This is a genomic window from Gordonia sp. C13 (genome assembly GCF_023218005.1).
Classification (GTDB): domain Bacteria; phylum Actinomycetota; class Actinomycetes; order Mycobacteriales; family Mycobacteriaceae; genus Gordonia; species Gordonia namibiensis.
The window spans coordinates 186,501-198,634 of the sequence record NZ_JALPSY010000003.1 but is presented as its reverse complement, the minus strand read 5'-3'; the positions used below and the strand labels follow the sequence as shown (position 1 = coordinate 198,634).

The following is a 12,134-nucleotide window of genomic DNA, read 5'->3' as shown; positions in this document are numbered from 1 at the left end:
TTCCGGGGTACCTCGCCTGGCGGCGACGGAGCACATAGTGACGACACTCACACCGCGTAGACGGTCGGTCGGGTCCGCTCGAGTACCGGATCAGGGAGCGGTGACCCGACCGACGGCCGCGTCGAAGAGTTCCGCGAAGGCCGCGGAGTCGACCGGTTCGGTCGGTTCGGGAGGTGGATCAGCGGCCGGGGTCGCAGCTCCCGACACCGTCAACTGGACGGTGACCGGACCGGACGACGGACGGTCCAGGGCGGCGTATCCGGCGAAGCCGATCTGGCGTCGCACACCACCGTCGGGCAGCGTCGTGGTGACCTCGGACCGCGTCAGCAGCATCTGCTCGCCGGCCCCGGGGCCGCCGTCGACCTCCGGTGGAGGGATCTCGGTGTACTCGGTGACCACACGACTGCCGGCGAGGTTGCCGGTGGTGATCTCGGTGGTGGTGCGCGCACAGCGCCCACTGGTGGCGAGTCGGTCGGCGTCGATGTCGCGTCGCGCCTTGGTGACCAGTTCGACGAGCACCCCGCTGCCACCTCGAGCGGCGAGCACCGCCGAGTTGTCCGCGGTCAGCTCCCCGTTGAGGTCCGCGTCGGCCGTGGGGGCGCAGTACCCGGGGGCGACGCGGGTGGTGCGCGCGGCGTCGATGCCGGCGCGGTTCCCCGCGACCAGGTCGTCGATGGAGAGCGTCTCGGCGGTGAATCCCGGAGGCAGCTCGGTTGCCGGGAGCAACAGGTCGGCCGGGGTGCGCGGGGCAGGCGCCTCGGCGGACCCGGTCGAGCACCCGGTGACCGCGATCATCCCGGTCACCAGCGCGAACGCCCCGACCGTCACCCGCATCGGGGTGCGGAGTCGGCCGTCGGGTGAGCGCACGCGGTCACCGTACCCTGTAGAGGATCATCGATCTGGCATCACCTGTTCTGGAGGTGGCAAGTGAGCAGGACCTACGTCGGGTCCCGGCTGCGCCAGTTGCGCTCCGAGCGCGGACTGTCGCAGGTGACCCTTGCACAGACGCTGTCGATCTCCGCGTCGTACCTCAACCAGATCGAGCACGACGCCCGACCGCTGACACCCTCGGTGTTGCGCAAGATCACCGAGGCGTTCGGCGTCGACGCCGGGTTCTTCGATTCCCAGGACGATCTCCGACTCGTCGCCGAACTGCGTGAGGTATTGCTCGACGACGACATCGAGGCCGCGCCGGGCGCGCACGACGCCTCGCAGATCAGCACGATGGTCGCGGCACATCCGGAGATCGCGCAGGCGATGGTCAACCTGCACCGGCGCTACCGGATCGCGACCGATCAGCTCGCCGCGGCCACCGACGAACGCGGCGACCGCAGCATGCGCGGCACGATCAGCGCGCCGCACGAAGAAGTGCGCGACTACTTCTACCAGCGCCGCAACTACATCCATGAGCTCGACATCGCCGCCGAGGAGATGACGAACCGGATGCGTATGCACTCGGCGGACATCCGCCGCGAGATCATGAACCGCATCGAGAACGTGCACGGCATCAGCATCGTGCGTCGCGTCGACCTCGGCGACTACACCCTGCACCGCCTGAATGCCGAGGAGCGCAGGCTCGAGTTCTCCGCCGCGCTCTCCGCCGGACAGCGGACCTTCAAGCTCGCCAGCGAGCTCTGCTACCTCGAGTACCACGACCTGCTCGACGAGCTCGTCGACCAGGGCAACTTCACCAGCGAAGACGCCCGGTCGCTGGCGCTGCTCGGACTGGCGAACTACTTTGCGGCGGCGGTCGTCCTCCCGTACAGCCAGTTCCACGGCGCCGCTGAGGATTTCCGCTACGACATCGAGCGACTGTCTGCGTTCTACGCGGTGTCCTACGAGACGATCTGCCACCGGCTCTCGACACTGCAGCGCCCCAACCTGCGGGGCATCCCCTGGTCGTTCGTTCGCGTCGACCGCGCCGGGAACATGTCGAAACGCCAGTCCGCCACCGGTTTCCACTTCTCCTCCAGCGGCGGCACCTGCCCGCTGTGGAACGTCTACGAGACGTTCGCCTCGCCGGGCAAGATCCTCACCCAGATCGCCGAGATGCCCGACGGCCGCAACTACTTCTGGGTCGCGCGGACCGTCGAACGACGTGCGGCGCGCTACGGGCAACCCGGCAAGACCTTCGCCATCGGCATGGGATGCGAACTCCGCCATGCCGGCCGGGTGATCTACTCCGACGGCCTCGAGATCGGCCCGCAGGCGCACGTGACCCCGATCGGTGCGGGTTGCCGGGTCTGCGAACGCACCAACTGCGCACAGCGTGCGTTTCCGGCACTGGGCGCCACCCTGCGCGTCAACGAGCACTCCTCCACGGTGTCGCCGTACATGGCGATCACCGAGAATCGTTGATGCTCAGCGACACTCGTTCGGGGCAGGGATTCCCTGGAGTCGACGGTCGAGCCAGGTCGCCACGTCACCGAACGAGGTGAACACCGCGGTGATGTGCTCGGCCGGGTACTCCCGGTAGATCGCGGTCGCACCGAGTTTGCACTGTTCGGCGAACAGTGCCCGCGCCTGGGACGCGGGAATCCACCATTCGTAGGTCCCGTGGTAGATCAGCAGCGGCATCGTCGCCTTCATCCCCGACATCGAGGTGACGTCGAAGATGTGTTCGGCGACCGGCGAATGGAACGGGTCCGGGTCAGCAGAGAGCAATTGCGTGGGCACGTGGGAGACGCCGAGTATGCCCATGTCACCCGTGCACAGATCGCGCAGGGGCGACGTCGCCAGCCAACGGGCGGCATGGTTGGACATCTCCAGGATCTCGGGACGCTCCCGGGCCACACCCAGCATCGCGGAGTGGTAGACCCCGGAGGCCAGGTTGGCGTTCATCGCGCCGGCCAGGGCCCGGTAGTCCGCCGGCACTCCACCGATGGCCGCGCCGACGAACCGCCCGGCCTGATCGGGTGCATACGACGAGGCGAGTCTCGACGCCGCGTTGGTCGCGATGGCGCCACCGGAGTATCCGTTCATGACGATCGGTCCCCGGCCGAACTCCTTCGGGTCCAGTTTCGCGGCCGCCCGGACGGAATCGAGGACGACATGGGCGCCCACATACGGTTCGGCGTAGGCCATTCGGGCGCCGGTGTGGTCGGGCACGATCACCGCGTATCCGCGGTCGAGCGCCAGCTGTGTCAACGGCGGGAACAGGTCGGTGCTGTTGGTGTCGTCGTTGTAGCCGTGGGAGAACGTGTAGCCCGGCGTGCAGGTGGTTCCCAGTGCGACGATCGGTGTGTTGTTGATGACGACCGGCCGCGGTCCCGGACCCGTCCACTGCTTGCGCGGGACGAACAGGGTCGCGGTGCCGAACAGCGGTCCGCCGGTGGCATCGGTGGTGCGGAACTTGACCTGCCGAGCCGAACGCAGGGGCACCGTGACGAGGAAGCCGGCCACCGGCGTCACGTCCCGGGTCGCGATTAGGTCGCCGGGCTTGCGTCCGGCGAGGTCGGCGGGCCAGTGATCGAAGAACCGGTCACCCACCGGCGACGGCATGACGGCCTCACGCAGTTCCTGGAGCTCGCGAGAACCACCCTCGATCCTCGACCTCTGCGGGATGCGCTCGAGCTTCTTGACCGGGGGCGGCGGCACGACCGCGTCGATCTCGCCCGGGATGTTCGGCGGGATGGCGGTCAGGTTCGGGGGCTCGGCACTTGCCACGGGGTTCGACCCGATCCCCCCGAGACCGGAGACCAGCACGGCCGCGACGAAGCCGACGACCACCGTCGCGCGCAGCGTCAGGGGTCGCCACCTGCCCATCGAATGCATCGCCAACACTCCTGTCATGCGGGCGATTCCGGGTGAGCTCACCCCCAGTGGTCAGCCCGACTCGCTCCTCCGGTCCGGATTCCGTCATGCTAAACGGCCTCACGGGCATCGGCAGGACACACCCCGATCATCGCCGGAGAATCCATCGTCCGGCTCAATTCGGATCACGGTTCGATCTCGAAGAAACGACCATCGGGGCGCCGGACATCGACACCTGGTCGCTTGTCCTAGTGTCGACCGCAGTGAGGCGACGAGGCACTCACACGCTGCGGAGGCACCCGATGGCGACAACCGCGAACGGTCGACGACACCGGACCGGTCGCCGGACGCTGATCTCGGGGATCGCCACCGGACTCGTGGTTGTCTGGTGCGCGGTGGCGCCGGGGTCCGCTCCCGGTGAACCGCCGAACATGATGCCCGTCCCGCCGCCGGTCGCCGAGGCCGTCGACGCGGCCGTGCCACCGCCGCCGGTCCCGCGCCTGCGAGACATCCCGCCGCGGGCACGGGCCGCCGGATTCGACCACCGCACACTGGAGTTGCGGGAGGCGCTGCTGCCCTCGCCCACCGGTGATCCGTTGTTCGACCGTTGGCCTGCGGACCTGTCGACGATGCGACCGGGTCGGGTCATCGCGGTCCGCGACGTCAGGGCCACCGCGGGTCCGGTCGTCACCGTCCCCCTCCGGTCGGCCACCCTGATCAAGTTCGCCACCACCGATGCGACCGGCGCCCCGATCTTCGGCACCGCGACACTGCTGATCCCGAACCGTCCCGCCCGCGGACCCCGACCCCTGCTGGTCAACAATCTCCCCATCGACTCGCTCGGCGCCGCCTGCACCCCCGGATACACGCTGGCGCATGGCTTCTCGATCGCGACGAACCCCACCGACCTGATCCCGCCCGCCACCCAGATCGCCCTGAACGACGGCCATGCAGTCCTCGTCCCCGACCATCAGGGGCCGCGGATGGCGTACGCCGAACCCGTGCTGGCCGGGCATGTCATCCTCGACGCCATCCGCGCCGGCCTGACCGTACGCCCGGAAACGTTGCGGCACAGTCGCATCGCCCTGGCGGGCTACTCGGGAGGTGCAATCGCGACGCACGGGGCGTCGAAGCTGGTCGGCGACTACGCCCCCGAACTGTCCGACCGGATCGTCGGCGCCGCACTCGGCGGGGTTCCCGCGGACTTCCGCATGCTCGTCGGGAGCATGAACGCGAACCTGGCCACCGGGCTGTTCCACGCGGCGACCTTCGGCATCGCCCGCGAACGCACCGAGATCCTCGCGCTGGCCAACCGCCCCGCGCGATGGCTGGCCACCTCACCGCTGAAGAACGTCTGCGTCATCCCCGAGGCACTGGGCGGCGGGACCTTCATGCCAATGCAGCTGATGTCGAGCGACCCGGACCCGTTCCACTCGCCCGTCGCCGAACGCATCTATCGGCTCACCGCGATGGCGGACCGGAAGTCGGTGGTGCCCTTGCTGATCTACCACGGCACCCACGAGTGGTGGATTCCCGCGGCGGGCGCACGCGCGCTCTACCGCCAGCAGTGCGGCTACGGCGCCACCGCCGCCTACCGGGAGATCTTCGGTGAACACCTGACCGGCGCCCTCCTCGGTTTCCCGGTCGCGCTCGACTGGCTGAACAACCGACTGGCCGGCCGCCCGGCCCCGAACGATTGCACGCGGCGCCCGGCCGGTTGAGGCCGAGCGCCGCGAGACGGTCAGGGGTGGATCAGTAGACGAGGACGCGCAGGTTCTCGGCGACGCATGCGGGCTTGGACTCGCCCTCGATCTCGACCGTGTTGGTCACGACCATGTTGACGCCCTTGGGGGTCTCCTCGATCGAGGTGATCACCGCGTTGGAGCGGATACGCGCACCCACCTTCACCGGGTTCGGGAAGCGCAGCTTGTTCATGCCGTAATTGAGGAAGAGCTTGGGGCCCTCGATGGTGAAGATCTGGCCGGCGAGCATCGGTAGCAGCGACACGGTGAGGTAGCCATGCGCGATCGTGGTACCGAACGGACCCGACTTCGCGCGTTCGGGATCGGTGTGGATCCACTGGTGGTCACCGGTGGCGTCGGCGAATGCATCGATCCGCTCCTGCGTGATCTCCAGCCACTCGCCCGATCCGAGGTCTTCGCCGATCGCCGCCTTGAGCTCCTCGACACTTGTGAACGTCCGTGTGCTGTTAGTCATAGTGGCCGTAGTCTACCGTGGCCCCATGAGCGCACCGCGAGTCTCACCGGGTGGTCTCCGAGATCTCGGACCCTTCAATTTCGCCTTCGCGCGTGGAGCCGCGCGCGTCATCGGCGTCGACGACGCACACATCTTCTCCACGCTCGGCCGGACGAAGGGACTGTTCCGCGGCTGGCTGCACTACAGCGGCCGGCTGATGCCCTTCGGGACGTTGCCGCGCAAGGACTCCGAGATGATCATCATCCGGGTAGCACATCTCCGCGGTTGCGAGTACGAGCTCGATCATCACCGACGACTGGGGCGCCGGGCGGGCATCGGTGACGCCGAGTTCGAGCGCATCCTCGAAGGTCCCGACGCCGGATGGGGCGACCGTGAGCGGGCCATCCTCCGCGCGGTCGACGAACTGGTCGAGAGCAAGGACGTCTCCGACATCGCCTGGGCCGCACTGTCACGGCACCTCGACGATCGCCGGCTGATCGAGTTCACCTTGCTCGTCGGCCAATACGACAGCCTGGCCACGACGATCCACACGCTGCGCATCCAGCGCGACCACCACACCTGACGACGGATGAGTGATGGAGTCGATCAGCCAGCGCCTGATGCGCAACGCCGCGTTCGCCGAGATCTACGAGAACCTCTGGCGGCCGACGTTCACGAGGTTGTTCAGTCTCGGTGGGCGTGCCACCGAGGACTACGACCGCGCACTCCGCGCCTACCTGTCCCGCCCCGGTGACCGACTCGTCCTCGACGTTGCCTGTGGCCCAGGCAATTACACGCGTCTCATCGCCGACGGACTGACCGGCGACGGACGCTGCATCGGGATCGACTTCTCCGCCCCGATGCTGGCCCGTGCGGCCCGCACCAACGTCGTCGAGCGCGCCGCCTTTCTCCGCGCCGACGCCCACGCGATCCCGTTCGACGACAACACCTTCGACGTCGTGACCTGCCTGGCAGCTCTGTACCTCATCCCCGATCCACTCCCCGTCGTCGACGAGCTGGTGCGGGTCACCAGGCCGGGCGGCGAGATCGTCATCTTCACCTCCGTCACGACCGAGGTGACATCACTGCCCGGCGTCCAGCGGGTCGTCGGACTGACCGGCTTTCGTATCTTCGACGAGCACGCCATCACCGACCGCCTGCGCGCCGCGGGCGCGGCCAACGTCGAGCAGACGATCACCGGTCACGGACAGTACGTCCTGGGTGTGAAACCGGGGCCGGTGAGCACTGCCGGGGATTTGCAGTAAAGTCCTCCTCGAAATAGGGAGGTTAGGTATGACTAACGAAACCACGTCCGGGGATCAGCTGCCGTTCGGCCAGCGCAAGACCGAGGACATGCCGGGCCACTGGCTCCTCGCCCGACTCGGCAAACGCGTCCTGCGTCCGGGCGGACTCGAGCTCACCCAGAGCCTGCTCGACGACGCCCGCATCAGCGGCTCCGATGTCCTCGAGATCGCACCGGGCCTGGGCAAGACGGCCACCGCGATCCTCGAGCGATCGCCGAAGAGCTACGTCGGCGTCGACGACGATCCGGACGCCGTCGTCCTCACCAAGGGCGTCATCGGTGAGCGCGGCCGGGTCGTCGCAGGTGACGCGTCGGCCACCGGACTCGATGACTCGAGTACCGACGTCGCCGTCGGCGAGGCGATGCTGACGATGCAGTCCGACCGCAACAAGGCCAAGATCGTCGAGGAGGCATTCCGTGTGCTGCGCCCCGGCGGCCGGTACGCGATCCATGAGCTCGCGATCAATCCCGACACCCTTCCGGACGAGGAGAAGACCGAGATCCGCAAGTCGCTGGCGCGATCGATCAAGGTCAACGCCCGTCCGCTGACCGAAGCCGAGTGGCGCAAGCTGCTGACCGACGCCGGCTTCGAGGTCACCACGGTCAAGTTCGCCAGGATGGCACTGCTCGAGCCGCGTCGCGTGATCGCCGACGAGGGACTCGTCGGGGCATTGAAGTTCGTCGGCAACGTGATCCGCGACGGCGATGCACGCAAGCGCGTCCTCGCCATGCGGGCGACGTTCACCAAGTACAAGTCGCACATGGCCGCCATCGAGGTCATCGCCACCAAGCCGGAGACCGCGAAATGAGCGACTCGACCGTGATCACCGGCCTCGCCGACAACACCGGCAAGACAGGCGATCGTCCCGACATCTCCGTTCTCTCCCGCAACGACGGCGGCAACGTCATCCGCCTGTCGTTCCTGGCGGGTCAGACGATGCCCGACCATTGCGCCGGCCGCCCGATCCTGGTCATCGGCCAGACCGGCGAGATCGACTTCACCGTCGGGGAATCCACCACCCGCCTCGAGACGGGCGTGGCGATCCACGTGAACGCCAACATCCCCCACGCGCTCGTGGCACGGACCGATGCGGTCGTCACACTGGTGGTGTTGGAGAATCCCACGGGGGAGCAACCCTCCGGGAGCTGAAGCACGCGGGGCGCGTCGAGATCGAGAGGACCAGCCATGGCGACCAAGCAGCGCGACAAGATCATGGCCCTGCTGTCCGAATCGGCCGAACCGATGGTCGCCGGCGAGATCTCGACGCGCCTCGACCTGCACGTGACCACGGCCCGTTTCCACCTCGCCAAGCTGGTCGAGGAGGGGCGGGTCGAGACCACGACCGTTCCGACGCCGGGCGTCGGCCGTCCCCGCGTCGGCTATCAGCTCGTCCGCCGGGCGCCCACCGGCGCACTGCTGGGCCATCTCCTGGGCCAGTTGGGCAGCACGCAGGCCGCTCGTGAACATGCCGGCGCCGAGGCCGGCCGCCTGTGGGCCGAGGAGCATGCGCGCCCGGCGCCGACCGCCGATCTGCCCGACCCGGTGACCGTCGCCTCGGACACTCTCGGCGCGCTGGGATTCCAGGTCTCGAACGTCATGAGCGCGTTCGGCTCTCACGAACTACGACTCTGCTCGTGCCCGCTGCAGGACATCGCCCGGACGCACCCCGAGGTCGCCCGAGGAGTCGCCCGCGGCGTCATCGAGCAGGCACTCGCCGCCAGCTCCCCCGCCCTCAGTTCGCAATATGCCGTCACCGTCGCCCCGGACCCGGCAGGCGGCGACTGCGAGATCGTGCTGCGGCTGGCGCCGTTGCGGCGCACCGCAAACCACTTCGAGACCCCACTCAGGTGAGGCTTGCCTTAATTAATTTGAAGGATTAAGTTCCTCCAAAGGCGTTGGCGAACGACCATCGCCGAACAGGAGGGACTCTCGTCATGCATCTCATACACAGGATGACCATCACGCTGCTCGCGACGCTCGTGGCCGTCGTGGGGCTCGTCGCGGCCACCGGCGGTGCCTCGGCCGCCAAGACCTTCCCGCCGAACTTCAAGGTCACCACCGACCGCCCGACGCTCGCCGATCTCAACGACATCGTCGAGTTCCTGGTCGAGACCCCGGCGTCGGACCAGGCCAAGGCCGCCAACGTGGAGGGTGGGATGAACGCGGTGATCGTCCCCAAGACGGTGTACTCGCTCGGTCTCTTCCGCGCGCCCCGCGGCTGGAACGAGGTGACCGGTCCGCTGGTCCAGAAGGGCAACAGCGTCACCGCCACGCTCAACAGCGGCTCGGCCGGACGCCCCACGATCCGCATGACCATCGAGTTCAAGAAGCTCGACGGCAACTGGAAGCTCGCGGCGAGCTCGCTGTGCCAGGGCGTCAAGACCGTCGGCCTGAACATCTACTGCAACTCCTAGTAGCCGTGCTCGACATCAGCGGCCTGTCCGTCCGAATGGGCGGGCAGGCCGTTCTCGACGACATCACCACCCGCGTCGACGACGGTGAGCTGGTCTATCTGCTCGGACGCAACGGCACCGGCAAGACGACGCTGCTCCGGACCATCTGCGGCGTCATACCTCCTGCGGCGGGCCGAATCCTGATCGACGGCAAGCGATTCAGCGAACTCGATGCGCCACCCACGGTGATCGGCATGCATCTGGGCACCGACGCCGCCCACCCCGGCCACAGCGCACGGCGCCACCTGACCTGGCTGGCCCGTGCCGGCGGAATCCCGACCGGTCGGGTCGCCGAGGTCCTCGACCTCGTCGGGCTCACCGACGTGGCCGGCCGCCGGGTCGTCGACTACTCCCTCGGCATGCGTCAGCGGCTCGGAATCGCCTCCGCCCTCCTGGGCGATGCGCGCACCCTCGTCCTCGACGAGCCGGTCAACGGCCTAGACATCGACGGCATCCGTTGGCTACGCGGGCTTCTCCGAGATCTTGCCGACGACGGCCGGCGTCTGCTCATCGCCTCACACCACCTCGACGAGGTGGCCCGCACCGCCGACCGCGTCGTCGTGCTGAACTCCGGCCGTATCGCCGCCGACGCGCCGCTGGCCGAATTCGTCGGTGATTCCGCCGATCTCGAGGAGGCCTACCTCGCCACAGTCGGTGGTCAGACCCCCGCAGGAGTCACCGCATGACCGCCACCCTCACGGCCGTCGCGGGACAGATCGGACGCGGCGCACGCGCCGAACTCACCCGCGTCGGCGGTGCACGCAGCATCCTGCTCTACGGGTTGATCCCGGGGGCGGTCCTGCTTCCCCTCGTCATCACCCTCGGCGTCGCCACCGTCGCCGAACGGTTCGCGTCGATCTCGGGGAGCATCCAGGTCACCTCGGTCACCACGACCAACTCGGCCTACTGGGTCATCACCTTCACCGTGATGATCTGGGCCATCGTCGCGGCCTACGCCCAGGCGACCGCCGAGCGCGGCGCGCTGGGGGAACTCACCCGCCACCTATACCCGCGCCGCTGGACCGGCCTGGTGTCCCGGTGGATCGCCTACGGCGTCGGTGCCGCGTTGTGCAGCGCCGCCCTGGTCGCGCTGGTGATGGCGAGCCTGCCCACCTTCTTCCCGAAGGTGTACAGCGGCGTCGACATCGGTTCGCCCGAGGGTGTCCGCTTCCTGGTCACGGTGCCGGTCTTCGCGGTGTTCGCGGTCGGGATCGGCGTCGGACTCGCGGCGATCATCGGGCATCCGGCGGGAACCGTTGTGGCACTGCTCGGTTGGACGTATGTCATCGAGAACGCGATCAGCCTGGTGCCCGACGGTTACACGCTGCAGCAGTACATGCCCTTCCTCAACGGAACCTTCGGCACCGGACAGGAACTCGCCTTCATGCCCCCGTGGGGGCCCACCGGCGGGCTGCTCTACTGCGGCGCGGTCGCGCTGGTCATCTTCGTGCTCGGTGGTCTCGCACTGTCGTTCCGGTTCAGAAGGACCGGTAGTCGCGCACCGTCATCCGCGGTCCGCGCCGTTCTCGCCGGACGCCGTGCAGCTCGACCATCCTGATGATCCGACGCCGTTGCCCGGCATAGGGTTCCAGTAGTTCGAGCATGCCCGCGTCGTCGACCGGTTCACCGATGAGGGTCAGGCCCACCAGCGTCGGGATGTGATAGTCGCCGACCGACACCGCATCGGTGTCACCGACGGCCCGGGCCCGCGTCTCCGCCTCGGTCCACCGCCCCACTCCCCGAAGGAGCCGGAGACGATCGTGGTGACGTTCGACGTCCATAGCGGTCGCCCCGCGGATCGTGCGCATCCGCACCGGTTCGATGCCGCTGCGATGCCATTCCCACGAGGGGATGTCTGCCCACGCGGCACGCGGCGGCGGAACACGCATCGTGCCGGGTACCGGGCCCGGTGCAGGCTCGCCGAAGCGCCGCACCAGGTACCGCCACGCACGGAAGGCCTCCGCCCCGACCACCTTCTGCTCGAGGATCGCCGGTACCAGCGCCTCCCACACCCGGTCGGTGCGGCCGATCCGCAGGCCCGCCGACCGGCGGACGAGTCCGGCGACCACATCGTCGTGCACCGCCATCGCCTCCGGCTCGTCGGACGCGCCGAGGAAGTCCGGCAACTGCTCGAGCAGCCAGTCGCCGCCGGGTCCCCACGCGCGTCCCAGCACCCGCGAACCGTCGATGCGCAGAGTCACGGTGCCGGGACCGTCGGGGGTCTGCACGGCGCGCCAGATCGACCCGTCGTTGCCGTAGACGAACGTGGGGTCACCGGCGCCGCGCCGGAGATGGCCGACCGTGCCCCGGACGTCGAGTTGCCACGGCGACTCCCATTCCCGGACCCGCTCGACGGCACTCACCGTTCCGAGCGTAGCCCGCCCGGCAGTGTTCGTTTCTCGTCGAATTCGCCGAGAATGACCGGAAC

General features: G+C 68.4%; 14 protein-coding genes. 10 read left to right on the top strand and 4 right to left on the bottom strand.

Going from position 1 to position 12,134, the window contains the following annotated elements:
* Positions 1-90: 90 nt before the first annotated feature.
* A complete protein-coding gene (locus M1L58_RS04685; protein WP_248658056.1) occupies positions 91-834 on the bottom strand; it encodes a hypothetical protein in 744 nt (247 codons plus the stop codon).
* 93 nt (positions 835-927) lie between these two features.
* Here M1L58_RS04685 and ramB point away from each other — a divergent pair, with 93 nt between their 5' ends.
* Entirely contained in the window at positions 928-2,358 is a 1,431-nt protein-coding gene (gene ramB / locus M1L58_RS04680) for an acetate metabolism transcriptional regulator RamB (protein WP_248658001.1), read from the top strand.
* A 3-nt stretch (positions 2,359-2,361) separates the two neighbouring features.
* On the opposite strand, the gene M1L58_RS04675 is transcribed toward ramB, so the two are convergent.
* Positions 2,362-3,774 (bottom strand): lipase family protein, encoded by a 1,413-nt coding sequence (locus M1L58_RS04675; RefSeq protein WP_248658055.1) that lies wholly within the window; start codon positions 3,772-3,774, stop codon positions 2,362-2,364.
* Between the two features lie 410 nt (positions 3,775-4,184).
* Here M1L58_RS04675 and M1L58_RS04670 point away from each other — a divergent pair, with 410 nt between their 5' ends.
* On the top strand, positions 4,185-5,474 hold the full coding sequence (locus tag M1L58_RS04670) for a lipase family protein (protein ID WP_374112659.1): 1,290 nt from the start codon (positions 4,185-4,187) through the stop codon (positions 5,472-5,474).
* 31 nt (positions 5,475-5,505) lie between these two features.
* Here M1L58_RS04670 and M1L58_RS04665 read toward each other — a convergent pair whose 3' ends face one another.
* Entirely contained in the window at positions 5,506-5,970 is a 465-nt protein-coding gene (locus tag M1L58_RS04665; protein ID WP_005200306.1) for a MaoC family dehydratase, read from the bottom strand.
* A gap of 25 nt (positions 5,971-5,995) precedes the next feature.
* Here M1L58_RS04665 and M1L58_RS04660 point away from each other — a divergent pair, with 25 nt between their 5' ends.
* The 8 genes from M1L58_RS04660 (at position 5,996) to M1L58_RS04625 (ending at position 11,264) form a co-directional block, all read left to right on the top strand.
* Positions 5,996-6,532: a carboxymuconolactone decarboxylase family protein gene (locus M1L58_RS04660; RefSeq protein WP_005200308.1), complete on the top strand. Its 537-nt coding sequence runs from the start codon at positions 5,996-5,998 to the stop codon at positions 6,530-6,532.
* A gap of 13 nt (positions 6,533-6,545) precedes the next feature.
* Positions 6,546-7,214 carry a class I SAM-dependent methyltransferase gene (locus M1L58_RS04655; RefSeq protein WP_248657999.1) on the top strand — a complete coding sequence of 223 codons (669 nt, stop codon included), beginning with the start codon at positions 6,546-6,548 and terminating at the stop codon, positions 7,212-7,214.
* A 28-nt stretch (positions 7,215-7,242) separates the two neighbouring features.
* Complete coding sequence (locus M1L58_RS04650; RefSeq protein ID WP_248657998.1) at positions 7,243-8,061, top strand: class I SAM-dependent methyltransferase; 819 nt, start codon at positions 7,243-7,245, stop codon at positions 8,059-8,061.
* Entirely contained in the window at positions 8,058-8,402 is a 345-nt protein-coding gene (locus tag M1L58_RS04645) for a cupin domain-containing protein (RefSeq protein WP_005200315.1), read from the top strand. The genes M1L58_RS04650 and M1L58_RS04645 overlap by 4 nt, the downstream gene beginning before the upstream one ends.
* A gap of 36 nt (positions 8,403-8,438) precedes the next feature.
* On the top strand, positions 8,439-9,104 hold the full coding sequence (locus M1L58_RS04640) for a helix-turn-helix transcriptional regulator (RefSeq protein WP_248657997.1): 666 nt from the start codon (positions 8,439-8,441) through the stop codon (positions 9,102-9,104).
* A gap of 83 nt (positions 9,105-9,187) precedes the next feature.
* Complete coding sequence (locus M1L58_RS04635) at positions 9,188-9,667, top strand: hypothetical protein (protein ID WP_248657996.1); 480 nt, start codon at positions 9,188-9,190, stop codon at positions 9,665-9,667.
* A gap of 5 nt (positions 9,668-9,672) precedes the next feature.
* On the top strand, positions 9,673-10,392 hold the full coding sequence (locus M1L58_RS04630; RefSeq protein ID WP_005200322.1) for an ABC transporter ATP-binding protein: 720 nt from the start codon (positions 9,673-9,675) through the stop codon (positions 10,390-10,392).
* Positions 10,389-11,264 (top strand): ABC transporter permease, encoded by an 876-nt coding sequence (locus M1L58_RS04625; protein WP_248657995.1) that lies wholly within the window; start codon positions 10,389-10,391, stop codon positions 11,262-11,264. The genes M1L58_RS04630 and M1L58_RS04625 overlap by 4 nt, the downstream gene beginning before the upstream one ends.
* On the opposite strand, the gene M1L58_RS04620 is transcribed toward M1L58_RS04625, so the two are convergent.
* Positions 11,185-12,069 (bottom strand): DNA-3-methyladenine glycosylase family protein, encoded by an 885-nt coding sequence (locus tag M1L58_RS04620; RefSeq protein WP_248657994.1) that lies wholly within the window; start codon positions 12,067-12,069, stop codon positions 11,185-11,187. The two genes, M1L58_RS04625 and M1L58_RS04620, sit on opposite strands and share 80 nt — an antisense overlap.
* Positions 12,070-12,134 lie beyond the last annotated feature (65 nt).

Coding starts and splice junctions, on each gene's coding strand:
- M1L58_RS04685 (WP_248658056.1), bottom strand. CDS start 834: ATGCGGGTGACGGTCGGGGCGTTCGCGCTGGTGACCGGGATGATCGCG.
- M1L58_RS04675 (WP_248658055.1), bottom strand. CDS start 3,774: ATGCATTCGATGGGCAGGTGGCGACCCCTGACGCTGCGCGCGACGGTG.
- M1L58_RS04670 (WP_374112659.1), top strand. CDS start 4,185: ATGATGCCCGTCCCGCCGCCGGTCGCCGAGGCCGTCGACGCGGCCGTG.
- M1L58_RS04665 (WP_005200306.1), bottom strand. CDS start 5,970: ATGACTAACAGCACACGGACGTTCACAAGTGTCGAGGAGCTCAAGGCG.
- M1L58_RS04660 (WP_005200308.1), top strand. CDS start 5,996: ATGAGCGCACCGCGAGTCTCACCGGGTGGTCTCCGAGATCTCGGACCC.
- M1L58_RS04655 (WP_248657999.1), top strand. CDS start 6,546: ATGGAGTCGATCAGCCAGCGCCTGATGCGCAACGCCGCGTTCGCCGAG.
- M1L58_RS04650 (WP_248657998.1), top strand. CDS start 7,243: ATGACTAACGAAACCACGTCCGGGGATCAGCTGCCGTTCGGCCAGCGC.
- M1L58_RS04645 (WP_005200315.1), top strand. CDS start 8,058: ATGAGCGACTCGACCGTGATCACCGGCCTCGCCGACAACACCGGCAAG.
- M1L58_RS04640 (WP_248657997.1), top strand. CDS start 8,439: ATGGCGACCAAGCAGCGCGACAAGATCATGGCCCTGCTGTCCGAATCG.
- M1L58_RS04635 (WP_248657996.1), top strand. CDS start 9,188: ATGCATCTCATACACAGGATGACCATCACGCTGCTCGCGACGCTCGTG.
- M1L58_RS04625 (WP_248657995.1), top strand. CDS start 10,389: ATGACCGCCACCCTCACGGCCGTCGCGGGACAGATCGGACGCGGCGCA.